This is a genomic window from Kribbella sp. NBC_01245 (genome assembly GCF_036226525.1).
Lineage (GTDB): Bacteria > Actinomycetota > Actinomycetes > Propionibacteriales > Kribbellaceae > Kribbella.
Window position 1 is genome coordinate 2630331 of record NZ_CP108487.1, and the last position, 23877, is coordinate 2654207.

General features: G+C 66.8%; 19 protein-coding genes. 9 read left to right on the forward strand and 10 right to left on the reverse strand.

Annotation, left to right across the window (positions count from 1 at the left end; all coding sequences use genetic code 11):
- Positions 1–24: 24 nt before the first annotated feature.
- From OG394_RS11560 to OG394_RS11570, 3 genes are read left to right on the forward strand one after another with little or no spacing between them, the layout of a single operon-like run.
- Positions 25–1383, forward strand: a complete 1359-nt coding sequence (locus tag OG394_RS11560) for a serine hydrolase domain-containing protein (protein ID WP_328995193.1) — start codon at positions 25–27, stop codon at positions 1381–1383.
- A 33-nt stretch (positions 1384–1416) separates the two neighbouring features.
- Entirely contained in the window at positions 1417–2604 is a 1188-nt protein-coding gene (locus tag OG394_RS11565; RefSeq protein ID WP_328995194.1) for a M20 family metallopeptidase, read from the forward strand.
- Positions 2605–2613: 9 nt separating this feature from the next.
- A complete protein-coding gene (locus tag OG394_RS11570; protein WP_328995195.1) occupies positions 2614–3477 on the forward strand; it encodes an exodeoxyribonuclease III in 864 nt (287 codons plus the stop codon).
- Here the strand turns inward: OG394_RS11570 and OG394_RS11575 are convergent.
- Together OG394_RS11575 and OG394_RS11580 are read right to left on the reverse strand one after the other, a co-directional pair.
- Positions 3467–5284, reverse strand: coding sequence for a glycoside hydrolase family 76 protein (locus OG394_RS11575; protein WP_328995196.1), 1818 nt, complete (start codon positions 5282–5284; stop codon positions 3467–3469). The two genes, OG394_RS11570 and OG394_RS11575, sit on opposite strands and share 11 nt — an antisense overlap.
- Before the next feature lies 1 nt (position 5285).
- Positions 5286–8087 carry an AbfB domain-containing protein gene (locus OG394_RS11580; protein WP_328995197.1) on the reverse strand — a complete coding sequence of 934 codons (2802 nt, stop codon included), beginning with the start codon at positions 8085–8087 and terminating at the stop codon, positions 5286–5288.
- A gap of 205 nt (positions 8088–8292) precedes the next feature.
- Here OG394_RS11580 and OG394_RS11585 point away from each other — a divergent pair, with 205 nt between their 5' ends.
- Positions 8293–9231, forward strand: a complete 939-nt coding sequence (locus OG394_RS11585; protein WP_328995198.1) for a LysR family transcriptional regulator — start codon at positions 8293–8295, stop codon at positions 9229–9231.
- Here OG394_RS11585 and OG394_RS11590 read toward each other — a convergent pair.
- Both OG394_RS11590 and OG394_RS11595 read right to left on the reverse strand, forming a co-directional pair.
- Complete coding sequence (locus tag OG394_RS11590; protein WP_328995199.1) at positions 9176–10720, reverse strand: MFS transporter; 1545 nt, start codon at positions 10718–10720, stop codon at positions 9176–9178. The genes OG394_RS11585 and OG394_RS11590 overlap by 56 nt on opposite strands.
- Positions 10721–10859: 139 nt before the next feature.
- Positions 10860–11882, reverse strand: coding sequence for a class I SAM-dependent methyltransferase (locus OG394_RS11595; protein ID WP_328995200.1), 1023 nt, complete (start codon positions 11880–11882; stop codon positions 10860–10862).
- Between the two features lie 88 nt (positions 11883–11970).
- On the opposite strand from OG394_RS11595, the gene OG394_RS11600 reads away from it, so the two are divergent.
- Together OG394_RS11600 and OG394_RS11605 are read left to right on the forward strand one after the other, a co-directional pair.
- Complete coding sequence (locus OG394_RS11600) at positions 11971–12567, forward strand: helix-turn-helix domain-containing protein (RefSeq protein WP_328995201.1); 597 nt, start codon at positions 11971–11973, stop codon at positions 12565–12567.
- A 240-nt stretch (positions 12568–12807) separates the two neighbouring features.
- Entirely contained in the window at positions 12808–13968 is a 1161-nt protein-coding gene (locus tag OG394_RS11605; protein WP_328995202.1) for an NAD-dependent formate dehydrogenase, read from the forward strand.
- 93 nt (positions 13969–14061) lie between these two features.
- On the opposite strand, the gene OG394_RS11610 is transcribed toward OG394_RS11605, so the two are convergent.
- Positions 14062–14829, reverse strand: a complete 768-nt coding sequence (locus tag OG394_RS11610) for a class I SAM-dependent methyltransferase (protein ID WP_328995203.1) — start codon at positions 14827–14829, stop codon at positions 14062–14064.
- 408 nt (positions 14830–15237) lie between these two features.
- Between OG394_RS11610 and OG394_RS11615 the strand changes: the two genes are divergently transcribed.
- On the forward strand, positions 15238–16272 hold the full coding sequence (locus OG394_RS11615) for a hypothetical protein (protein WP_328995204.1): 1035 nt from the start codon (positions 15238–15240) through the stop codon (positions 16270–16272).
- A gap of 24 nt (positions 16273–16296) precedes the next feature.
- On the opposite strand, the gene OG394_RS11620 is transcribed toward OG394_RS11615, so the two are convergent.
- The 3 genes from OG394_RS11620 to OG394_RS11630 form a co-directional block, all read right to left on the reverse strand.
- Positions 16297–17160 carry a hypothetical protein gene (locus tag OG394_RS11620; RefSeq protein ID WP_328995205.1) on the reverse strand — a complete coding sequence of 288 codons (864 nt, stop codon included), beginning with the start codon at positions 17158–17160 and terminating at the stop codon, positions 16297–16299.
- 171 nt (positions 17161–17331) lie between these two features.
- A complete protein-coding gene (locus OG394_RS11625; RefSeq protein WP_328995207.1) occupies positions 17332–17694 on the reverse strand; it encodes a HesB/IscA family protein in 363 nt (120 codons plus the stop codon).
- A gap of 177 nt (positions 17695–17871) precedes the next feature.
- Positions 17872–18966, reverse strand: a complete 1095-nt coding sequence (locus OG394_RS11630) for a glycerate kinase family protein (protein ID WP_328995208.1) — start codon at positions 18964–18966, stop codon at positions 17872–17874.
- 95 nt (positions 18967–19061) lie between these two features.
- On the opposite strand from OG394_RS11630, the gene OG394_RS11635 reads away from it, so the two are divergent.
- Together OG394_RS11635 and nadA are read left to right on the forward strand one after the other, a co-directional pair.
- Complete coding sequence (locus OG394_RS11635) at positions 19062–19688, forward strand: hypothetical protein (RefSeq protein ID WP_328995209.1); 627 nt, start codon at positions 19062–19064, stop codon at positions 19686–19688.
- Positions 19689–19744: 56 nt separating this feature from the next.
- Complete coding sequence (nadA, locus tag OG394_RS11640) at positions 19745–20935, forward strand: quinolinate synthase NadA (protein WP_328995210.1); 1191 nt, start codon at positions 19745–19747, stop codon at positions 20933–20935.
- Here the strand turns inward: nadA and OG394_RS11645 are convergent.
- Both OG394_RS11645 and OG394_RS11650 read right to left on the reverse strand, forming a co-directional pair.
- On the reverse strand, positions 20904–22070 hold the full coding sequence (locus OG394_RS11645) for a glycosyltransferase family 4 protein (RefSeq protein ID WP_328995211.1): 1167 nt from the start codon (positions 22068–22070) through the stop codon (positions 20904–20906). The two genes, nadA and OG394_RS11645, sit on opposite strands and share 32 nt — an antisense overlap.
- Before the next feature lie 237 nt (positions 22071–22307).
- Positions 22308–23753 (reverse strand): right-handed parallel beta-helix repeat-containing protein, encoded by a 1446-nt coding sequence (locus OG394_RS11650; protein ID WP_328995212.1) that lies wholly within the window; start codon positions 23751–23753, stop codon positions 22308–22310.
- Positions 23754–23877 lie beyond the last annotated feature (124 nt).

A 23877-nucleotide genomic window follows, 5' to 3' on the forward strand; every position in this document is an offset into this window, starting at 1 on the left:
CCCCGCACGGATAGCGTTGTCCGCATGACGAGGCTTGAGCGTGGTGGGGTTGCGGAAGCGGGTATCGGGGCCGGGCGGTTGGCGGCGTTCATCGAGGCGTTGGCGGCGTGTGGGCAGGAGGTGCAGACGTTGATGCTGGTCCGGCACGGGAAGGTGGTGCTCGAGCACGAGTGTGCGCCGTACCGTCTCACCGACCGGCACGCCGTTTACTCGATCTCCAAGAGCTTCACCTCGATGGCGATCGGTCTCGCGATCGAGGACGGACTGCTCGCACTGGACGATCGCGTCGTCTCGTTCTTCGACGAGCGCGACCTGCCGTCGCAGATCGGCGACAACCTCGCCGCGATGCGCGTGCGCGACCTGTTGACGATGACAACGGGGCACGCCGAGGACACCGTCGAGCGGATTCACGGCGACCGGATGGTCCAGGCGTTTCTCGCGCTGGACGTCGAGGAGAAGCCCGGCACGCTCTTCGTCTACAACTCGGGCGCGACGTACATGCTCTCGGCCATCTTGCAGCGCGTGACCGGCGAGAAGCTGCTCGACTACCTCAAGCCGCGTCTGTTCGACCCCATCGGCGCTAGCGAGGCTCGCTGGGAGGAGACGCCCGAGGGCATCAACACCGGCGGCTGGGGCCTGGAGGTCAACACTGAGAGCCTTGCCGTCTTCGGGCAGCTCCTGCTCAACAAGGGCGGGGACGTCCTCCCGGCCCACTGGGTTGAGGCCGCGACCTCCGGCCAGGTGCCGAACGACAACCAGGACAACGTCGACTGGAAGCAGGGGTACGGCTTCCAGTTCTGGCGAAGCCGCCACAACTCGTACCGGGCCGACGGCGCCTTCGGCCAGTACGTGCTGGTCTTGCCCGAGCAGGACGCCGTACTCGTCATCACCAGCGCCTCCCCCGACATGCAGGCCGTGCTCAACGTCGTCTGGCAGCACCTGCTCCCCGCGTTCGAAGGCCCGGACGACGGCACGTACGCGCCCAACGTGTCCTTTGAGCTCACACCGCCTGCGACCGGCAAGCCCGCAGCAGGCCACGGCACGACGTACAGCTTCGAGCAGAACCCGTTCGGGCTGACGAAGGTACGGCTCGATCCGGATGGCAGTGGCACGTTCACCTACGACTTCGGCAGTGGCGAGGCTCAGGACGTGGTGTGCCGGGAAGGCGACTGGCAGGCGGACCAGTGGCGGTTGGGCTGGCTCGGCGATCAGCTGGTGACCAGTGCGACCGGAGACCCGTTCACGGCGAGTATGCGGTTCACGGAGACCCCGTCGCTCTACACGCTCACCTGCCGGCCTGATGGCGACACGATGACCGTCGACGTACTGCGGAACGTCGGCTTTGGCCCCGGCGACGCCACCCTGACTGGGCATGCCTTGTGAGGTTTCGAGGCGGCGCGGTGTCACTCTTGAGACATGATCACTCCTGCCGAACAGACCGTGCTGGACCTGGTCAACCGCGATGACCTGATCAAACTCACCACCTCGTTAGTCCGGGCTCGCGGCGAGAATCCGCCCGGTGACGAGGGCGACACCGTTGCCGCGCTGGCGGCCGGTTGCGTGCAACTCGGGCTCGACTTCGAGGCGGTGCGGGTCGAGGAGCCCGGCCGCGACAACCTCAGTGCTGTCCTGGCCGGTGGCAACGGGCCGGGTTTGCTATTGCTCGGTCACAGCGACGTGGTCAGGGTCGGCGAGGGCTGGACGGTGGATCCGTTCGGCGGCGAGATCCGCGACGGCCGGATCTACGGTCGCGGCGCGTCCGATATGAAGGGTGGTCTGGCCGCGTGTGTGATCGCGATGGCCGCGCTCCGGGCGTCGGGCGTGAACTTGAGCGGGCCGGTCGAGCTCGCGGCCGTGGTGGACGAGGAGGAGACCGGCAAGGGCATCCACCAGTTCGTCACCGATAGCGCCGATACGTCGTACCTGGCGTGTGTGGTGGCCGAGCCGACCGACCTGCAGACGATCATCGGCGCCCGCGGCGATTCGTACCTGCGCGTCGTCGTCACCGGGCGCGCTGCTCACGCGGGCAATGCGGCCGACGGCGTCAACGCGATCTACGGCGCGACGGCCGTCATCGCCGAGATCGAGCGCCTGCACGCGGAGCTCACGCGGAACCCGCACCCGCTGCTCGGGCCTGCCAGTTGGAGCGTGGGCGAGATCCACGGCGGTACGGGTGCCTCGATCGTGCCGGCCGAATGCGTGCTGATGGCCGATCGCCGCCTGCTGCCCGGTGAGGTCCCCGCCGAGGTGGTCGAGGATCTGCGCCGCCGGATCGAGGCGCTGGGGTTGACCGAGCGCGGGCTGACGATCTCGGCGGAGATGCCGATGGAAATGCCCGCTTTCGAGACTCCTTCGGACGCGCCGTTGGTGGTCGCAGCCGAGCAGGCCCTCGCGGATGCGGGTGGTCCCGGGCTGCCGTTCGCCGGGTGGACGGCCGCGTGCGACGGTGGTTTCGTGGCCCGCGACCTCGGCGTACCGACCATCGTGCTCGGACCGGGCTCGGTCACCGACCAGGCTCATCGCGCGGACGAGTCCGTCTCGATCGACGAGCTCTTCACCGCCGCCCGCACGTACACCCTGCTCGCGCTCCGGCTCCTCAGCTAGGGTCGGAGGGTGCGAATCGCCACCTGGAATGTGAACTCGGCCAAGCAGCGACTGCCCCGGTTCTTGCCGTGGCTGGATGAACGGCAGCCCGACGTCGTCTGCCTCCAGGAGACCAAACTCGCGAACGACGCCTTCGCGGATCTGTTCGAGGCCGAGCTGAACGAGCGCGGCTACCAGGTCGCGCTGAACGGCGAAGTCCAGTGGAACGGCGTCGCGCTGCTCTCGAAGGTCGGCCTGGACGACGTCGTGACCGGCATCCCCGACGGCCCGGGCTTCCCGCATCAGGAGGCGCGGGCGATCTCGGCGACCTGCGGCGGCATCCGGGTGTACTCGCTCTACGTGCCGAACGGGCGGGTGCCGGATTCCGACCACTACCAGTACAAGCTGGAGTGGCTGGAGGCGTTGCGCAAGCAGGTCGCGGCCGGACCGGCGGAGACGATCGTGCTGGGCGATATGAACATCGCGCCCACCGATGCGGACGTCTTCGACCCGCAGGCGTTCATCGGCCAAACCCACGTCACCCCGGCCGAGCGGGAGGCGCTCGCAGCCCTGCAGGCGCTCGGCCTGCACGACGTCGTCCGGGAGCACTGGCCCAACGAAACGGTCTTCAGCTATTGGGACTACCGCGCCGGGATGTTCCACCAGAACCTCGGCATGCGGATCGACCTCGCCCTCGCCAGTACGCCGGTTGCCGAGCGGGTCAAGGCCGCCTGGATCGACCGGCAGGCGCGGAAGGGCACCGGGCCGAGCGACCACGCGCCGGTCATGGTCGACCTCGACGAGGCCCCAGACGGCGACATCGGCCCGATGGTCCCACCACCGTCCGCCGGCCGCCCGCGCCGAGGAAAGAAGCTCCCGCAATCTAAGGAGTGAGTACGGCGCTGAGGGCGCTGGCCTGGGTTCGCCAGTCGCGCGGGTTGTTGGTGGCTTGCCCGGTCCAGCTGACGCCGACGCGGTTGAGCGAGTCCTTGCCGGCTTGCCAGATCGTGTCGGACTGGCGTTGGGCGTACGTCCGGTAGGTGGTCGATTTGGTCGCGGCGGCGAGGTCCGTCAGGTAGCGCATGAAGATGCCCTTGAACTGCTTGGCGTTGTCGTCGCAGCTCGTCGCCTCGCAGGCCTCTCGAAGTACGCCGTTCGGGCTTAACGTCGGTGAGTTGATCGCGGCGTCTGCGAGCTGGCGGGACGCGGTGAGGTGTTCCTGGTTGTTGGTGGCTCGGTAGAGCTCGAGCGTGCCGCCGACGGCCAGGCCCTGGTTGTACGTCCAGACGGTGTCACCGTTGCTCTGGCAGGTTGAAGTGTTCAGTCCGTCGTTCACCAGGCCTTGCGCGTTGATCATCCCGCTGGCTTTGAACCAGTTCCAGCCCGTCGTAGCTCTTGTTAGCCACGTGGTGTCGCCGGGGAGCCGGTTGTGCAGCGCTGCCGTCAGCCGGATGTACAGGCCGTTGGTCACCGCGTTCTTGTACGTACGCTCGCGGTCCCACCAGACGCCACCGCCGCAGGTGTTGTCCCAATAGCCGTGGACGTAGTTCGCGATCGTCACCGCCATGTCGCGGTACTTCGTCTGGCCGGTCAGGTCGTACGCCTGGACCCACGCCAATCCCCACCAGGCCACGTCGTCGATGGCGCGGCTGATGAAGTTGCCCTCGATCGGGTCGCTGCTCTTCACTCCGGCCGGGAAGACGCCCTTGTTCACCTGGAACGTCCGGTCCACCACCCAGAGGTAGTCGGTCCGGCCAGTCTGCTTCAGGTAGTCGATGACGGTTGTGACGGCCACTGCCGAGTTCCACCAGCTTGACGGCCACCACGCGGTGTCTGGGTTGTACGAGTACATCAACGCATCAGCAAGGTTTTGAGGTCGGCTGTGCACGGGACGAGCCCACGCCGTACAGCTGCCGCTTGCGCCCTCCACTGCCCGGCCGCAAGCCCGTACGGCGCCGCCGTACAACTTGGATCGCGGATCCGTCGTTGCGTAAAGGGTGGTGCTAGTGAAGGTTGCACCTGTTGGTACGGCGCGACGGCCGAGGGACGAACCGCCCGGCCAGGAGACGCCTTGGTCCCATGAACGGTCTAGCCAGACTTCATCCCCGGCACGGCCTGCAGTGAGCTCTGCCCAGGCCATACCCCGGTTATCCAGGTGTACGGCGATGCGGCGGCCGCTAAGGGTTGTAGCCGGCACTGGTTGGTTGTCCCCGGTAGGACCGGTTGAGCCGTCGCAGGCCGCGTCGCAGACCTTGAGGTGGACCCAATCCGTACAGACCACACCGCTGGCGTCACCGCAGGCACGGATCATGCCGCGCTTGTGGTTCGCCGGATCGGCCAGGTTGTACATGAGCGTCCTGGTGCCGGTCCACGTACCAGGGATGCTCGCCTTACCCAGCAGGCCGTCCCAGCTCGTACCGTCGGTCCACGTCCGATCGAGCCACACCGCGTTGCCGGTAGTCCCGTTGTCGATACTCCCCCACGCCATCGCGTCGACATTCGAGACGTGCAAGACGATCCGCCGGCCGTTGACGTTCTTCTCCGCGACAGGGAACGTCTCCTCCTTGGCGAGAGACGGATCGCGAGTATCGCAGTACACGGAACACACCGTCGCGGCGGCCGCCTTACCCGGCACTACGGGCGTAGGGGCGGTACCGAGTGGAAGTACGACCGCCACGACGGTGAGCAGGTTGACGAACATGTCAGCCTCCTAGTGGTGCGGAGTTGGCCCAGGTCGTATCGGCGTCGTAGCTGGTAGCGCTGTCCCACGCATTACCGCCACCGCTTACCGCGATGTAGACCAGGTCGCTGGCATGACGCACGTGGTACGTCGGGTAGTTGAAGGACTCGAGCGACACGTTCCCTGGTGTGTTGGCTGAACGCGGCTGCTGCGCGCAGAACGTCGCATCCTTCGCGTACGTCGCCGTGCCGTCGTTCGGGTCCTTGTAGAGCCGGTAGCCGCGATGCCGGAGGAACTGGCCCGGGAAGTTCCGAGACTCCAGTGAGTAGCACGTCGCGTCAGCAAGACCTGCGCGAACGATGTACGTCGCATCCTGGCGTGCCACCTCAGGACTTGCAGAGTTGATCACGTCGGTCCTGAGGCCGGCATCCAGGTGGCGGAGGTACCGATCGGTGTAGCCCGCGGTAGTCACCCGGAATGACCTGGCCTGCCCCTCCGGTAGGTCCGCGCCACTGCGCCACCAGGGCGATACGACGTTCCAGGTCGCGTCTTGGGCGAAGGAGCCTCCAGTGTTGGGCTCCACCCACAGCTCGGCGTTCCGGTGCCTCAGGTATGACCCGGGCACGCTGAAGGCTTCTAGCGAAGTGGCGCCGCCGGAAAGGCCCTCGCGGGCGCAAAAGGTGGCGTCGGCGTTGAAGGTCGTACCCGATGCCGCCTCTTTGTAGACGCGGGAGGCGCGATGGCGGAGGTACTCGCCGGGGAAGTTCCTCGACTCGAACGAGTAGCAAGAGGCGTTCGCGAGGCCTGGACGTACCCAGAACGTGCTGTCCTTCTTGAGGCCGGGAGCGCTGTTGCCGTCGACCACTTCGGTGGTCGCGACGCCGTTGATGTGACGGAGGTACCGGTTAGTGAGGTTGGTCGTGGTGACCTTGAATGAGGCCAGCTTGCCGACCGGGAGGACCGTGCCCTTGGCTGCGGCGATGACCTTGAGGTTCACCTCGCGTACCCGGGCGAAGTCCATCTTGCGAACCTGCCGGTCGTACGTGAAGAACCCGTTGATCTCGTCCTCGACGTCCGTCGGCTCGGTGTAGATCGACGCGGACAGCCCCTTGGCGGAGATGAGGTCCGTCAATTGGCTGGTGATCTGGACATACCGCGTCGTCAAGGCCGTGGGCGTCGGCAACATCTCGTAGGCGAACGCGCTCGTCGACCACTCGTGCCCATCGACGTGCAACCCGAGACCGCCGTACTCCCCGAGCACGAGGACGCGCGTGCTCGACGGCTCCCGCGCCACGCCGGGTCCGACGTACATGTGGTCGTCGATCACGTCGCCGTTGCCGGGATCGGGGTCGGACTCGCAGCAGTTCGAGCCGGAGTTGTGGTTGACCAGACGAGTCGGATCGAGGGTCTTCACCAGGTCGGCGATCCGGCCGGCGTCGAACTCACCCCAGCCCTCGTTGAACGGGATCCACTGCACGATCGAGGTGATACCGCGATGGTTCTCGATCATCCGGCGCAGCTCGGCCTCGTAGCGCGCCTCCCCCGCGGCCGTGGCGTTCCGCCCGTTCGGTAGCGACGGCATGTCCTGCCAGACCATCAGACCGAGCTTGTCGGCCCAGTAGAACCAGCGATCGGACTCGACCTTGATGTGCTTGCGGACCATGTTGAAGCCGAGGGCCTTTTGCTGTTCCAGGTCGAACCGCAATGCCTCGTCCGTCGGAGCCGTGTAGAGGCCGTCGGGCCAGTAGCCCTGGTCAAGCGTCCCTAGTTGGTAGACGAACTTCCCGTTGAGGGTTGGCCGCAGTACGCCGCCAAGCATCGCTTTGCCGACCGAGCGCATCCCGAAGTACCCACCGACGGTGTCGCCGCCACCTGTCCCCTTGAGCGTCACGCGTACGTCGTACAGGTAGGGGTCGTCGGGAGTCCACAAGCGGGCGTTAGGCACTGGTACGCGTATCGGCGAGCCGATGGCGCCAGTGTTCTGGCCGACGACCTGTGTGCCGTTTAGAACCTCTACCCGCGCACTCTGGCCGGAGATGCCTGCGCCTCGCACGGTGAGGTCTAGCGCTCCGGCGGCCAGGTTCGGGATTGTCTCGAGTCTGGTGATGTGGGCGGGCGCGGTCGGCTCTAGCCAGACTGTATGCCAGATACCCGAGGACGGGGTGTACCAGATGCCGCCGCGGTTGAGCCGTTGCTTGCCGATAGGGATGTCCTGAGCGTCCACTGGTGCCCAGACGCCGACGATGATCTCGTTCGACCCGGCGCGGAGTGCACTGGTGATGTCGTACGAGAACGCGTCGTACCCGCCGTCGTGCGTACCGAGCAGCGTGCCGTTGACCCAGACCTTCGACTGCCACATGACGGCGCCGAAGTTCAGCTGTACGCGTTGGCCGTTCCAGTCGGTTGGGACGGTGAAGGCGCGGCGGTAGTACGAGAAGTTCTCGTGCCGCTCGATGCCGGACAAGGCCGACTCGATCGGGTAAGGGACCAGAACCTCCTCGCTGAGGTTCTGGTTGATCGGTGGGGTGTTGAGATTCGCTGCGCCGGCGAACTGCCAGATGCCGTTCAGGCTTTGCCACTGGGTGCGGGTCAGCTGGGGGCGCGGGTATTCCGGCAGCGGGTTTGTCGTCGACACCTGGTTGCTCCAGGGCGTCGGCAACCTCGGCGGCTTCGGGTCGAACTGCGCGCCGTCCTGCTGGGCCTGCTGGGCCTGTGCCGGCGCCTGGGCTGCACCTGTGAAGCCGGCCAGGGCGATCGCGGCGGCGAGCAGTAACGCCAGCAGACGGAAGCGATCTGCGGGCAGGCGGAAGCGCGGCACGGGCATGGCGATCTCCTGGGCGGTAGGAGCAGTTGTCACAGAATGTGTGACTTTGTTCGAGCGTGTGAGCGCTCTCTCGTCAGAAAGTAGCGGTCGCCTCACGGTCCGTCAATGCCATGGAATCGTTTCAGTCCGCGACCGCCTCTGGTCTGCGCAACCGCGTCCAGGCATACTGAATACAGTGTGCCTTCTGAGTGGACGGTGAGCGCGGATGATGCGGCAGCTGGAGTACCTGGTGGCGTTGGCCCGGGAGGGGCACTTCTCCCGCGCTGCCCAGGCCTGCCATGTCTCGCAGCCCTCGCTCTCCGCGGCGATCCGCAAACTCGAGCATGAGCTGGACGTGCCGATCGTGCGACGCGGCAACAAGTACGACGGCCTGACGCCCGAGGGCGAACGCGTCCTGCTCTGGGCGCACCGGATCCTCGCCGAGCGGGACGCGTTGCGCCAAGACCTCTCGATGTTGGAAGACGGGCTCAGCGGAGTGCTGCGAATCGGCGCGATCCCGACCGCCCAGACCGTCGTACCGTTGCTCACAACGCCTTTCTGCCAACGGTATCCGCGCTCGCGAGTATCGATCGCCTCACTCTCGTCGGCGGAGATCAGTCACGGTCTGACCGAGTTCGAGCTGGACGTCGGCATGACCTACCTGGACGGCGAACCGCTCGGCCGGGTGCGGACTTTCCCCTTGTACAAGGAGCGATACCTGCTGCTGGTGCCGGGCGACAGCGAATTGGTCGAGCGCGAACCGGTGAGCTGGGCAGACGCCGCCAAACTGCCGTTGTGCCTGCTGTCCGAGCAGATGCGGAATCGCCGGATCCTCGACGAGATGTTCGCGACCGCCGGCACCATCGTCGTACCGGCTGTCGAAACCGACACCGTCGCCGCCCTGTACTCGCACATCGCCTCGCTCAACTGGTGCAGCGTCATCTCCCACGCCTGGCTGCACATGTTCGGCGTACCCGCGGGAATGCGCGCGATCCGCCTCGAACACGTCGGCCCCTCCCCCCGCATCGGCCTCGTCTTCGCCGATCGCGAACCCGAGTCCATCCTCGCCCGCGCCCTGCTCGACGTAACCCGTCACCTCGACGTCCGCACTACCCTCGACGGCTCAGCCGCCTCCCACGTAGGCCTGACCGAAGCACGTAGATGAACAAGATCGCCATGACCGCGAAGCCTGCCCACATGGCCTGCCGCCAACCGTCGACGAACGACTCCTGCGCTGCGCGGATCAGCGCCGCCGCCTGAGGGCCTTCAGCGGCCGCGAGCGCGTTGGCTATGCCGTCGCGGGCGGCGTCGGGGACATCGGGTGTTTCGGCGAGCCGGGAGTCGATGGCGCTGCGGTAGCCGGCGGACAAGATCGCTCCGAGCAGCGCGACGCCGAGCGCCGTACCGAACTCCCTGGTGACGTCGTTGAGAGCAGACGCGACTCCTTGCCGCTCGCGCGGTAACGCGCTGGTGATGGCCTCGGTGGACGGGGTCATCGACAGGCCCATGCCGAGTCCCATGGCCAGCATTCCGGGCAGCACCGAGAGGTAGCCGCCTTCGACGGAGACGAAGGTGGCCATCAGCGCCAGGCCCACGGCCCCGAGAGCTATGCCGACGGCCATGGTCGAGCGGCCTCCGATGCGCGCGGCCACTCTCGGGGCCAGACCGGAGGCGAACATCATCAGCAGCGCCATGGGCATCAGCGCCAGGGTCGATCGCAGTCCGGACCAGCCGAGCACTGCCTGGAAGTACGGGAAAAGGACAACGAAGATCCCCGCCTGTACGCCGAAGACGGCCAGGAGCGATACGGAGCCAGTGGCGAGGCCGCGCTCCCGGAAGAGGCGGACGTCGAGTAGCGGAGCCCGTTGATGCAGCTCCCACGCGACGAAGCCGATGGCGGCGATGACGCCGACGAGCAGACTCAGGAGTGTCGCGGGCGCCGTCCATCCGTTCTCGGGGCCTTCGTGGAGAACGAAGATCAGCCCGAGTACGGCGACCACCGAGGTCAGCGAACCAATGAGGTCGAACCCGTGCTCAAAGGCTTCACGCGAGTTCGGGACTGACCGCAGAGCCATGACGACGGCGGCGATGACGAGCGCGACAGGCAGGACGAAGAGCCAGCGCCAGGTTGCAAGGTCGACTAGTACGGCCGAGAGGTACATCCCGAGGATGCCGCCACCGCCAGCGACTCCAGTCCACACGCCGATCGCCTTGGAGCGCTCCTCGTCGGGGAAGGTCGAGGTGATGACGGCGAGGGTGACCGGCATGATCATCGCCGCGCCTACGCCGCTGAGGAACCGCGCGGCGAGCATGACCTCGGTCGAGGTGGCGAGGCCGGCCACCGCGCTCGCCACTCCGAAGACCGCCAGGCCGGTGAGCAGCACGGGCTTGCGGCCCCACCGGTCGCCGATCGCGCCTAGCGGCAGGAGCAGCGCCGCAAGGCTGATCGTGTAGATGTTGATGATCCACAGGACGGTGCTCTGCGAGGCGCCGAACTCGATGGCGAGCTCCGGCTGGGCGACGTTCAGCCCGGACACCGAGGCGATGACGGCCATCAGGGCAATGCAAACCGCGATCAGAATCGCGCGACGTTGGCGCGGGTCGCGGATGGTCGGATCCGCGCAACCCACCTGGGCAGGCTGGTTAGTACTCATGCATTTCCTCTCACGAAGGCAGGGGGTACCGGCGCCCGAGCGATCGCTCGGGCGCTGACAGACCACCGAGGCGTACGGCACAGGGCCGTGCGCTGGTGCTGGTGGACGCCGTGCGCTGGTGCTGGTGGTGGTGAGGTGGTTAGTTGCGGCGGGTGGCGCGTACGACGACGTCGTGAAGCGGGACCTCTCGGCCACCAGGGCCGGCGAGAGTACGGTGACGCTCTTCGGCGGTGACGATCACCCACGCGGTGTCGTCCAGGCGTGCCGTAATGGCCGCAACGGTCGCCGACGCCTCGACGGGAGGTTGGTGACCATCCCCATCGCTCCGGCCGCCATCCGTGGCACTGTCGCCGCCGCCGTCGGCCGTTTTACTGTGGCCGTCGGCCGTTTTGCCGTGGCCGTGGTCGTCGGCCGTCTTGCCGTGGCCGTGGGCGTGGGCCGATTTACCGTGACTGTGGCCGTGGGCGTCGGTCGGGGCGCTATGGGTGTGTAGGTGGCCAACGATCAGCAGAGTGCCACCAGGGGCCACCCACTCGGCGATGCGGTCGTAGAACTCCAGCTGCGGCATCGCCGGGTGGGCGTAATGAGTCGTGACCAGGTCGAACCGCGTCCCCGGGTCCCAGACGCTCAGGTCCGCCTCGACCCACCGCACCCGCTCCGATACTCCACTCATCGCCGCACGGTCGGCCGTCTCGCTCGTTGCCGCACGGTCGGCCGTCTCGCTCGTTGCCGCACGGTCGGCGGACTCGCTCGTTGCCGCACGGTCGGCGGACTCGCTCCTTGCCGCATGGTCGACGGCCCCGCTCACTGCCGCACGGTCGGCGGACTCGCTCATTGCGGCGTGGGCGGCGGACTCGCTCGTTGCGGCGTGGGCGGCGGATTCGGTCGTTGCGGCGTGGGCGGCGGCGCGGGTGAGGGCTTCGGTTGAGAGGTCGGCTGCGGTGACCTGCCAGCCTTGCGAGGCGAGCCAAATGGCCTCGGTGCCCGCGCCGCAACCCGCATCCAGCGCCGTACCCGGCATCAGGCCGCCGACCTCACGGACAAGGTGCGGGTTGGGCGGGTTCGTGCCCATGGATCCGGGACTGCCGGTTCGGTTCTGTTGCCAGTGCTGCTCCCAGTACTCCTTGTCGAAACCGTGGTGTGTTTCTGCCTGCTCCGCCATGTCCAAGTCCTCCAGATGGGTTCCTTGACGATGGTGCGACCATGGGAACGATCGTGCAAACATCGTTGCCGAATGGAAAATTGACCTCATGGATGACTCGCTGGACCACACCCTCGACGCGGTCGGGCCGAGGCTGAAGCAGCTCCGGCAACGCCGCGACGTCACGCTCGTCGACCTCGCGGAGGAGACCGGCATCTCGACCAGCACCCTGTCCCGGCTCGAGGCAGGTCTACGACGCCCCACGCTGGAACAGCTGCTCCCGCTCGCCCGCGTGTACGGAGTCACACTCGACGAACTCGTCGACGCTCCACCCACCGGAAATCCACGCATCACCGTGCGGCCCATCTCCTGCGACGACGGCTCGCTCATCCTGCCCCTGACCCGCCGGCCCGGCGGGATCCAGGCCTACAAGTTCGTCCTTCCGACCGGTAACGACGATGCCGAGCCCGAGTTGCGCACCCACGAGGGCTACGACTGGGCCTACGTTCTCAACGGCACCTTGCGCCTCGTCCTCGGCGAGCACGACCTCCTCCTCAACCCCGGCGAGGCCGCGGAGTTCGACACCCGAACGCCGCACTGGTTCGGGGCCACCAGCTCCGGCCCCGTCGAGTTCCTCAGCCTCATCGGCAAGCAAGGCGAACGCGCCCACGTGCGCGTATCCCCCAAGGCCCGTTCGTCAAAGTAGTCGACCCACTCGGGCAGACGCACGCGGTCGAGTTGACGCACGTGGTCCGGTAGACGCATGCGGTCGGGTAGACCTATGCGGTCGGGTTGGCGCACGCGCTCGGGTGGACGCAGGCGGTGAGCGGCCGAGCGCCTCACGCGATAGGCAAATCCTCTTGCCGGATAGAAACTTTCGCTTTGACCGTCTTCTCCGCAGGGCTCAGGGTGGTGAGAGAAGCCCTTATATTTAAGGAGATCCGCCATGGCGAAGGTGCTCTGCGTACTCTATGACGACCCGATCGACGGCTACCCGACCAGTTACGCGCGCGACGATCTGCCCGTGGTCGCGGGCTATTCCGATGGGCAGACCCTGCCGACGCCGAAGGGAATCGACTTCACGCCCGGGCACCTGCTCGGCAGCGTTTCGGGTGAGCTCGGATTGCGCCCGTACTTGGAGAGTCTTGGGCACGAGCTCGTCGTCACCTCCGACAAGGAAGGCCCGGACTCGGTCTTCGAGCGAGAGCTCGCGGATGCGGAGATCGTCATCTCCCAGCCGTTCTGGCCCGCGTACCTCACCCCCGAGCGGATTGCGAAGGCGCCGAACCTCAAACTGGCCGTGACCGCCGGGATCGGGTCGGACCACGTGGACCTGGCGGCCGCGATCGAGCGCGGTGTCACCGTGGCCGAGGTGACCTTCTGCAACAGCATCAGCGTTGCCGAGCACGTCGTGATGATGATCCTCTCGCAAGTCCGGAACTACCTCCCCTCGTACAAAATCGTCGTCGACGGTGGCTGGAACATCGCGGACGCGGTCTCCCGCTCGTACGACCTGGAAGGCATGCACGTCGGCACCGTCGCCGCCGGCCGGATCGGCCTCGCGGTGCTGCGCCGCCTCGCGCCGTTCGACGTACACCTGCACTACACCGACCGGCACCGCTTGCCCTCCGAGGTGGAGGAGGAGCTCGGTCTGACCTGGCATCCGAGTACGGCGGAGATGGTGCCGCACCTGGACGTGGTGACGATCAACGCGCCGTTGCACCCGGAGACCGAAGGCCTGTTCGGCGACAAGCTGCTCAGCACGATGAAGCGCGGCGCGTACCTGATCAACACGGCCCGCGGCAAGATCGCTGACCGCGACGCGATCGTCCGTGCGCTGGAGAGCGGCCAACTCGCGGGATACGCGGGCGACGTCTGGTTCCCGCAGCCCGCCCCGGCCGACCACCCGTGGCGCACCATGCCCCACCACGGCATGACTCCGCACATCTCCGGGTCCTCGCTGTCCGCCCAGGCCCGCTACGCCGCCGGCACCCGGGAAATCCTCGAGTCGTACTTCGACGGCACCCCCATCCGCGACGAGTACCTCATCGTCGACGGCGGCGCCCTCGCCGGCACCGGCGCCCACTCCTACTCCACCACCAAGTAGTCACTCCCCTTCCACACAAGGCCTGTCGGGGCTAGGCCTTGCGTGCCAATGTCTGTCGGAGGGCTCGGCCTTGCGTGCCTGTGCCTGTCGGTATCAGCGGTCGGTGTGGGCGATGACGAGCAGTTCACCATCGCTGGCACCGACCGATTCGCGGTTCCAGCCGCCGTAGATGTCCTCCACGACGAACCCGGCTGCGTCCAAAGCCGAACGAATGGCCTGCTCAGAGCGGAAGCGCAACGTCGCAGTGCTGAGAAGCTCCTCTCCGTCGTGAAACGTGCAGTGGTGCGTGAAGTCGACAGCCCCGTCATCGACCGATGTCACCTCAGTCCAGGCGTCGACGACGCTGCCGTCGGGCATAGTGATGCGATGTCGCGAGTCGATCGGGTTCCACCGTTCCCACCCGCGCGCGTCGGGATCCCTGCTGTCGAACGCCAACCGTCCACCCGGCACCAGCGCACGTCGAAGATCGCTGAGCGTACGACGCCACTCGTCCTCCTCTACGAAGAACTGCGCGACATGACTGGTCATCACCGCAACGTCGTACGCCGAGTCGCCCAGCACCGGCGACGTACCCTCAATCCACGTGACGCGCTCGGCCCCCGCCTTGCCACGGGCCCGCCGCAACGATGCCGCCGCCGGATCGACACCCGTCACCCGATGGCCGAGCCTGGCCAGCCCGATCGCCAAACGGCCGGTCCCGCAGCCCAGATCGACCACCCGTCTGCCCCCAGGTGCCAACTCCCCGCCCGACTCTTCGGCCGCACTGACCGCGGAGACGAAGAAGTCGTCTTCCCTGGACCAAGGACATTCGGCGTCGTACACCTCGACCAGACGAGGATGGTTGAACTCGGCTTCCCGCATCCACGGATGCTATTTCGTGGTCCCACTCGCTGGCGACGGAGTAATCCGATGGCGCTGGTTCGGGCCAACGGCGATGATGTTGTCATGATTTCTGGGCCGGCTGCTGCCGCGAAGTGACTCACGGGTTTCCCGTGCGTAGTCCCTTCGTCGGTCAGTCATGCCCAGGAGCCCTCACAGATGCATATATCCAGCCCAATTCCGCCCTTTCTCACTGGCGAGCCCGGCCCAGAACCACCTGATACCGGCCCTGCTGCCACCGGGCCATCCGTGACCGAACCACGCGTCGCGGAACCACGCGTTGCCGGACCACACGTGACCGGAGCGCGCGTGACCGGACCACACGCGACCGGGCCAGGTGCCACCGGGTCGCCGGTCAGCCGGGTCGGATCTCAAGCCGTCGGGGCGGTTGTGGAGATCGCGGGCGACGAGTCGGGGTTTTCCGGTACGAACATGCTTGATCCGGATAGCCGCGTCTTTAGCCACGCCACGGTTGAACTGGATCTCGAGTCAGCCGCGCGCTGTGTCGAGGTGGCGCGGCGATCCGTGCCTTATGCGGGGGATGAGTTCAAGGCGAACCACCTTCTTCGAGTACGGCAGCGTCCGACGCTCGCCTGGTTGCTGGGGGCTGATGGACCCATTTACGGCAAGGCGCGGGTCCATCTTGTTGATAAGACCTTCTTCGTTGCGGTGCGGATGGTTGATGTCCTGATCGCCGAACCGACCTACTCCGCTGGTACGAGCCTCGATCCGGATGGCCGGGCCATGGCGTTTGCTCTTCACCGGGAGGGGCCGCGGGTCTTCGGCACGGCTGGCTGGGACGACGTACTGATGGCATTCACCACGTTGATGCGAGCCAAGTACTACAGCCAGGTCGAGCCTTTGACCGATGAACTGTTCCAGGTGTTGCAAACCAACGACACCGCTGGCTTCGGAGACAACGGCAGCAGTGGCAGTGGCACGATCGTCGAAGGGTTGCTTGCTGGTCGGGACCGGATCGAGCCGTATATGAGGCAGGTGCTTGATGAGCGGTCGACGCTTCCGCCACTTGAACCGTTGATGCCTGCTTTGGTTGAGACGGCTCTCACTTGGGGTGCGGATGGGCGGCGGGTTTCGGTGATCCATGACGAGCAGAGTTCGCTTACGCCGCATCGACTCGGGCAGATCGAGCTGGTGTTGGCGCAGGCGTGGCCCGGTCGTGGTGGGCCGTTGCTGTCGCTTAGGCAGGTGGATTCGCGTACGGATCCACGGGTCCAAGTGGCCGACTTGTTGGCCGGGGCCGCTCGGCGTATCGCGACCAACGAACTCTGTGGTGAAGGTGATCCCGAATTGGCGGAGCTTTTGAGTCCCTACATTGATTCCTCCTCGATTTGGGCTGATGAGGGCAGCTGGGCTCGGTTGACCGATCGCCAGTACGGCCAGGGACTGTCGGCGGCCAGTTGGTGAATCTCGTCGGCTAGGTGGTGCGGTTTACCGCTCGCGTTGGGGGACGCGGGCGGTGAGTTGGTCGAGTGGAGCCAACTTGAGGTGGCGGGTGCCTGCGGCGAAAGCCAGGTAGACGTGGGGGCCCGCTTTGGTCAGGCCTTGGCTTTGGCTCGGTATGAGGAAGGTGGAGCTCAGGCCGCTGGACCGTCGTTGGATCGTGAACAGGCTCGATTCCTCGGGACCGGCCGAGCGGCTGAAGAGGAAGTGGGTGGACGTCACGATTGCGCCGGCGACTCGGGCCGGCGTTTCGATCCACGAGGCCGATGAGGCCCCCGAGTCCGAGGGGGCCGGCGAGTCTGGTGAGGCTGGCAGTGGTTTCAGCTGGCCCGAGGGTGAGACGTGGTAGCGGTAGAGGCGGGATGTGCCGCCTACGAAGAGGGTGGATCCGTGGGTGGCGACGTAGCGGGAGGCCGCGACTGGGAATGCGGCGTCGGGGGTGAGGGATGAGCCGTCGCGTGCGTTGAGCAGCTTGGGGAGGCTGAAGCGGCGGATGTAGTGGCGATCACCGGCGGCGTGGGTGATCCATAGGTGTTTGGAGATGGCGACTCCGCCGGCCTCGCTTGCCTGGAGGGCGAGGGTCTTCAGCCGGCGGCCTGAGCTGTGGTCGATGACTGAGAGGATGCTGCGACGTTGCGCGCTGTCGAACGAGTACAGGATCAGCCAGTCGCGGGATGGCAGATAGCCAAGGCCGCGCGGCTGATAAGTGGCCGAATGCGGGATATCAGGCCCGCGAACGAACTGGTCCGTGCAAACCGCGGTCGGCGCCACAGCGGTCGGCGCCACACTGGTTGGACCGGTGAGCAGGCTGGAGAACAGTGCTCCGGTCGCGAGGAAGCATGAGGTGTACATCCGGGTCCCTCCCTAGGTTGAACGATGCGCAGGGAAGGTACGGCTTCAGGCCCGCCGAAATCAGACGACTTCAGGACCTGTGGACAACGCGACTACGAGGCCGGGAAGAGGGCGGGAAACACGGAAACCCCCGTCACCCGGGAAGGGGTGGCGGGGGTTTCGTGCGGTGGTTCAGTTGAACGAGTCGCCGCAGGCGCAGGAGCCGGTGGCGTTCGGGTTGTCGATCGTGAAGCCCTGCTTCTCGATGGTGTCGACGAAGTCGATGGTCGCGCCCTTGAGGTAGGGAGCGCTCATCCGGTCGGTGACCACGAACACACCGTCGAAGTCGGCCCGCACGTCACCATCGAGCTGACGCTCGTCGAAGAAGAGCTGGTAACGGAGGCCGGAGCAACCACCCGGCTGCACGGCAACGCGCAGCGCGAGGTCATCGCGACCCTCCTGGTCCAGCAGCGCCTTCACCTTGGCGGCGGCGCCGTCGCTCAGCTGAACGCCGGTGGCCGTGGTGGTGGCCTGCTCGGTCTGCGCTTCAGTCATTCCTGACTCCAGTCATCTGTGATGTCAGCACTCGGCCTCAGGGCAGCCGACCGGGTGCGAAATTCCGCTGTCACCTCGGGCAACAACCTCTCTCCCGAGCGCATTCCCATGGTCGCACACCAATTCCAGCCACTCCAACGAACGCCCCGGCAACAACACCCCCGAAATCACGCAAAGTCACCGAGCCCACGTCTTGGCAACACGCTCCGCGACGGTGGCCAGCGAGCCGTAAGCGTCCGCGAAGGCCTTCTCCTCGCCAACCGCGTCCACCAGCGAGTACGCCGACTCGACGCCCATCGTGCGCATCTCCCGCGAGCCGATCAGCACCTTGCCGGCGAGTACGACGCACGGCCGCATCGCGTCGTTCGCCACCTTCGCGACCCCGGCGATGACCTTGCCGTCGCGGGACTGGAAGTCGAACGCGCCCTCGCCCGACAGCACGAGATCCACCTGACCCGCCTTGGCCCGTAGATCGGTCAGATCCGCCACCAGGTCGATCCCTGAGACCCGCGTCGCACCGAGCAGCAGCAGGGCATAACCAAGCCCACCGGCAGCACCCGCTCCCTTGGCGTCGGCGGTCTTCCGCCCGGCCAGCGTGGCGAACCCGGTGAGCAGCCCATCGACGGCAGGCTTGCGCTCGTCCGTGATGCCCTTCTGCGCGCCGAAGACGTTGGTCGCGCCGCGCAGCCCGAGCAGCGGGTTCTCCACGTCACTCGCCGCGACCAATTCGACGCCGTCCAGCTTGGCCAACGCAGGCGCAAGATCGACCGAGGTCAGTCCCTCCAGGCCGGCAGCACCCGCGTCCAGCACACCACCCACACCAGTAGCGCCAAGGGCCGCGAGCAGACCAGCGCCCGCGTCGTTCGTACCGGATCCGCCAAGGCCGAGGATGACCCGCTTGGCGCCCGCCTCGACGGCCGCGGCGACGAGTTGACCCACGCCGTACGTCGAACCGTCTTCCGGGCGGCGGTCAGCCGGTTCGACCAGGTGCAATCCGCAGGCCTGGGCGGTCTCGATGTACGCCGTCTCGCCCGCCAGCAGCACCGTCGCCGGCACCTCCTCGCCGAGCGGACCCCGCGCCGTACCGGACAGCAGGGAGCCGTCGACCACGGCGGAGAGCACGTCGATGAAGCCCGGGCCACCGTCGGCCATGGGTGCCACCAGCACCTCCGCCTCCGGATCACGGCGGCGCCAGCCCTCCTCGATCGCGGCCGCGGCCTCGACCGCGGTCAGGGTGCCGGCGAACTTGTCCGGGGCAATCAGCACGCGCATGCGGACATCCTTGCGCACCGGACCGCCATCCGCCGCAACGACCATGGTCCGAGACGGCGATACTCTCCACTGCCTCCTACCAGAAAGCCTTCACCGTGCCTCGTACTGCCCGCGCCCTGGCCGCGACCGCCCTCGCCCTCGCCGTCCTCGTCACCAGCACAGCCTGCAATGGCGACAAGGACCCCAACGCCAGCCCCGAAACTCCTGGCGGCACCTTCGCCAGCCAGCCGACCCCCTCTGCTCAGCCGGACGGCCTGACGCTGGTGATCGACAACCTGAAGCCCGGCCAGTGCGTGAGCTTCGCCTATACCGGCCCCGTGGTCGAGGTGACGAACCCACGCGTCGTCACTTGCACGAGCAAGGATGCGAAGCAGAAGTTCGCCCGCTGGGTCGACGGCAAGGACAAGGCCGGCGAGGAGGCCTGCGGCCACCTGGGCGAGAGCGCCTACCTCGGCACCAACGAGGAGAAGTTCCTTTGTCTTGACCATCTCTACCGGGCCGGCGAGTGCGTCAAGGCGGACGTCGACGGCACCCGGATCATCGGCGTATTCCTCAATTTGGTTGTGCCGTGCAACAAAGCCGCGGCGGGCGCCGGCACCTCCAAGGTCAAGGTCGTGAAGGTGGTCGGCAAGGCCAAGCCCAAGGCCAAGTACTGCGGCAAGAACGCCCAGTACGACCTCGCCCATCGAGCCATCGCGCTCTGTGTGACGACAGCGGTGTAGATCACATAGTGGGCGGACGGATAAGGCTGGGCTGAGCTGCTGTGGCGCGTGGCACGATGGTTGATGTGACGACAACCGCGGATGCGCCGAAGTCCCTGCCACTGCTGTTCCTCGGGCGTGACACGGACCCGCACTCGGAGCGGGGCGTGGAGTGCCCGGGCGCGCTGCCGCCTGCCTCCGACCCGGACCTGGTCGAGCGGGCCACGAAGGCCAAGGCCGCGCTCGGCGACCAGGTCTTCGTGCTGGGCCACCACTACCAGCGCGACGAGGTGATCCAGTTCGCGGACGTCACGGGTGACTCGTTCAAACTCGCGCGTGACGCCGCGGCCCGCCCCGACTCGCCGTACATCGTGTTCTGCGGTGTGCACTTCATGGCCGAGTCCGCCGACATCCTGACCAACGACGACCAGACGGTGATCCTGCCGGACCTCGCGGCCGGTTGCTCGATGGCCGACATGGCCCGGATCCAGCAGGTCGAGGCCGCTTGGGACGCGCTCGCCGACGCCGGGATCGCCGACGTCACCGTGCCGGTCACCTACATGAACTCGAGCGCCGACATCAAGGCGTTCTGCGGCCGCAACGGCGGTGTCGTCTGTACGTCGAGCAACGCGCAGGTGGCGCTCGAGTGGGCCTTCGAGCGTGGCGAGAAGGTGCTCTTCCTGCCGGACCAGCACCTCGGCCGCAACACCGCCGTGCTGGAGCTCGGGCTCAGCCTCGACGACTGCGTGGTGTACGACCCGCACAAGCCGCATGGCGGTCTGACCAGCGAGCAGCTCGCGGCGGCCAAGATGATCCTGTGGCGCGGGCACTGCTCGGTGCACGGCCGGTTCACCGCCGCGTCGGTCGACGACGTGCGCGCCCGCGTTCCCGGGGTGAACGTGCTGGTCCACCCCGAGTGCCGTCACGACGTGGTGACCAAGGCGGATCTCGTCGGCTCGACCGAATACATCATCAACACCCTGGACGCCGCCGAGCCGGGCAGTTCCTGGGCCATCGGCACCGAGCTGAACCTGGTGCAGCGGCTGGCCAAGGCGCATCCCGACAAGAACATCGTGTTCCTGGACAAGGCCGTCTGCTACTGCTCGACGATGAACCGGATCGACCTGCCGCACCTGGTCTGGGCCCTGGAGAACCTTGTAGCCGGCGTGGCCATCAACACGATCAAGGTCGACGCCGAGACGGAGAAGTTCGCCAAGATCGCGCTGGACCGGATGCTCAGCCTCCCTGGGAAGTCTCTTCGCGACTGACCGCCGCCGTGCCGCAATACCACCCGGCGAGTACGTCGCCGAGGTGGTCCGGCGCCCAGCGGTCGACCGGCTCGATCCGGCCATGCAGGCTCGCGAGTCCAGCCGCGAGCGCGCGGGGCAGATCGCCACGCCAGTCGACGACCACGCCTTCGCCAGGTCCGACCAGGACCGAAGGCGCTCCGCGGTCCAGGCACACGACCGGGCAACCACTCGCCAGCGCCTCGGCAACGGCCCAGCCGGCCGAATCGCCAAGCGTTGGTGAGAGGAGCGCGTCCGCACGGCCCATCGCCTTCAGTACGTCGGCCCGCGGCAGTTCACCGAGGAACTCGACCCTGTCCCGTACGCCAAGGCGATCCGCGAGGCGATCGGCCCGACGCCACTCCGGCCCATCGCCGATGACGCGCAACTCCCAGTCCGCGGCATCCGGTCGGGCCAGCGTGGTGATGGCCGGGATCAGTCCTCGGGACGGGATCAGCCGGCCCACGAACAATGCCGTACGGACGCTCGAGTAGTCGCGTCCCTGCTGGCCTCCGCTGTTCAGGCGCGGCACGACGACCGCGGGGTGGATCGCGACCTCGCCGGTGCCGCGATAGGCGTGCGCCGCTTCGTGATCGCGCGCCACGACCAGGTCGACATCGCGGCTCAGCCGGTAGTTCGCGACCCGCCGAGCCGGGCCGGTGCAGAGCCGCCGCAGCAGCTCGACCTCCAGCGCGGGCCCATCCAGCCAACGGGTCAAGGCCACCGGCACCGGTTCGGACGCCCCCGCCGGGCCCCAGATCACGCGCGCCCCGCTACGCCGTACGAGGCCGACGGGATGCCGATCGGTGTCGGTGGCGAGCAAGTGGATCACGTCGAAGTGCTGCTCGGCGTGCAGCCGCCGAATGGTGCGGGCCGCCTGCCGCCCCCAGGTGAGGCGCCGGAGAGCGGGCAGGTCGACCCCGATGACGGTAAGGGAGGGTAATGGTCGCTGGGACAGCTCGGCCGTAATGCGCCGGGCCGACCCAACAGTGGTGACCAGATGGACGTCATGAGTCGCCGCAGCGGCTCGGCACCATGCCCAAGCCGCTTCGGCATCGCGGTCACCCTCAGGGTGACAAGCGTTGGCACTGATCAGGACCTTCGCCGTTGAGATCACGGCGGCCCCTCAGCAGCGTCCACCCGCCGGTTCGAGCCCGGGCACCCGCCAGCGCCCACTCTTGCCCACGAAATCATGCCGTCGCTCTGCGATTCCCATCGCGGAACCCCCAGTACTCCCCCAGTTGGCTGGATATAGCCGACCGTCCTCGCCCTGAGAGTAAGCCAGTAATAGCTGTGTTGCCTAGAGTCCTACGGCGATAGAAAGTTGCACAAAACAGCAGGATTACGCGGAAACTTACGGGATCGCCACCGCGGTTCCGCCCGCGTCCTGCGCGTCCGTGCCGATCCAGGTGGACCACGTGTGCATGTAACTCCCCTTCCACGCATAACGTTTCGCGGCGAGACCACCATCGGCCGCAGGGATGCGGTAGTCGTTACCGATGAACAGATTGTCACCAGTGCTGTCGAATGCGTGACCCCAGTACTCCGGCCGGTCCGCCTTCTGGTTGCTCACAACGCCTGTGAGACCAAGGCCGAAGCCGTTCGCACAACGAGTGCTGGTGACGTTGTTGTCGATCACACGGAGGTGCTGGAGGTGTAGCTCGCGCCCCTGCCGCTCTTGTCCGCCGATGGCGTTGTGGTTGCCCGAGACAGTGTTGCCGGAGATCTCGACGTTGACCGACGAGTTCACGTCGATCCCGGCACCGTCGTACAGACCGCCTTCGGTGACGCCACGGCGGCCGAGTAGGTCACAACCGTTGCCTGTGACGGTGTTGCCCGAGATCTTGCCGTTGCTGCTGATCTCGAAACGGATGCCGTCGGCGGAGTTGTTGGTGATGGTCGAGTTCCGGAACTCCAGCGAGTTCGTGATCGCCGGATCGCCTGCCTGGCCGTCGGCCCAGAGCCCGATGCCCAGGTTGTCGTGGACGAGGGCGGCGTCGATCACACCGGTCGCGCCAGTGGTGAGTTTGATGCCGCCGGACTCCCAGTCTGCTACCCAGTACAGGCCTTGGTGGTTGTTGTGGTCGACCTCCACGTTGGCAACGGTGAAGCGGTCGCCCTGGTAGATGCCGCCGCCGAGCTGACCGTTGTACGACGCACGCCCAGCCGTGAACGAGGCGTCGTTGCCGATGATCTTGAAGCCGAGCGCGTGGTTGTAGCTGACGTCCGTGCTGAAGACCTTCCAGCGGGTGCCGAGCTCGATCGCGCCGGCCTGGCTCAGCGACGCGAAGTGCCGCACACCGATGCCGCGGATCGTCACGTCTGTCGCGCCACCTGACGGCAGCGCAGTACGGGTGCGGCCGACCAGCATCGTCGCCGTGGTCGGGTTGTCCCGCACGTACACGCGGTTGGCGGCGTAGTCCGGGTAGAACTTGCCCGGGCCGAGGTCTGCCAGGCTGGCAACGCGTACGAGCTGCGTACTGCCGCGGAAGACGTCCTCGGACTTCCGGCAGAGGTTGGCCACGTTGTTCTCGCACTGGCCGTTCGAGTCGGTGTAGGCCGCGGGAAGTACGCCGTTGACGTACCAGTTGGTGCCGGAGGCGGTCCAACCTGTGGCGACGACGGCTCCCGAGAGCATCGTGCCGCTCGTGGGCGACGGGCCCGCGCCCCACAGGGTGTCGCCGGTCTTGAGTTGTAGTGGTGCCGTCAGCCGGTAGACGCCGGCCGAGAGGCAGTACGTCGTACCGGCCGGGTTCGCGTTCACCACGGACTGGATATTGGTGCCGAGGGCAACGTTCACCCCGGCGCAGGTATCGGCGGAAGCTGGTTGCGCTCCTACGATCACCGCCGCCGGTGCCGCCAGGATTAAGGCGGCGAAACCCCTCCAACGTTTGCTGGACATCGCAAAACCCCCATCGTTTGGT

Excerpts from the sequence above, each read along its gene's own strand:
- OG394_RS11560 (WP_328995193.1), top strand. The coding sequence starts at position 25 with ATGACGAGGCTTGAGCGTGGTGGGGTTGCGGAAGCGGGTATCGGGGCC.
- OG394_RS11625 (WP_328995207.1), bottom strand. The coding sequence starts at position 17,694 with ATGACTGAAGCGCAGACCGAGCAGGCCACCACCACGGCCACCGGCGTT.
- OG394_RS11630 (WP_328995208.1), bottom strand. The coding sequence starts at position 18,966 with ATGCGCGTGCTGATTGCCCCGGACAAGTTCGCCGGCACCCTGACCGCG.
- OG394_RS11610 (WP_328995203.1), bottom strand. The coding sequence starts at position 14,829 with ATGCGGGAAGCCGAGTTCAACCATCCTCGTCTGGTCGAGGTGTACGAC.
- OG394_RS11620 (WP_328995205.1), bottom strand. The coding sequence starts at position 17,160 with ATGTACACCTCATGCTTCCTCGCGACCGGAGCACTGTTCTCCAGCCTG.
- OG394_RS11595 (WP_328995200.1), bottom strand. The coding sequence starts at position 11,882 with ATGGCGGAGCAGGCAGAAACACACCACGGTTTCGACAAGGAGTACTGG.
- nadA (WP_328995210.1), top strand. The coding sequence starts at position 19,745 with ATGGTTGATGTGACGACAACCGCGGATGCGCCGAAGTCCCTGCCACTG.
- OG394_RS11600 (WP_328995201.1), top strand. The coding sequence starts at position 11,971 with ATGGATGACTCGCTGGACCACACCCTCGACGCGGTCGGGCCGAGGCTG.
- OG394_RS11575 (WP_328995196.1), bottom strand. The coding sequence starts at position 5,284 with ATGTTCGTCAACCTGCTCACCGTCGTGGCGGTCGTACTTCCACTCGGT.
- OG394_RS11580 (WP_328995197.1), bottom strand. The coding sequence starts at position 8,087 with ATGCCCGTGCCGCGCTTCCGCCTGCCCGCAGATCGCTTCCGTCTGCTG.
- OG394_RS11585 (WP_328995198.1), top strand. The coding sequence starts at position 8,293 with ATGATGCGGCAGCTGGAGTACCTGGTGGCGTTGGCCCGGGAGGGGCAC.
- OG394_RS11590 (WP_328995199.1), bottom strand. The coding sequence starts at position 10,720 with ATGAGTACTAACCAGCCTGCCCAGGTGGGTTGCGCGGATCCGACCATC.
- OG394_RS11565 (WP_328995194.1), top strand. The coding sequence starts at position 1,417 with ATGATCACTCCTGCCGAACAGACCGTGCTGGACCTGGTCAACCGCGAT.
- OG394_RS11605 (WP_328995202.1), top strand. The coding sequence starts at position 12,808 with ATGGCGAAGGTGCTCTGCGTACTCTATGACGACCCGATCGACGGCTAC.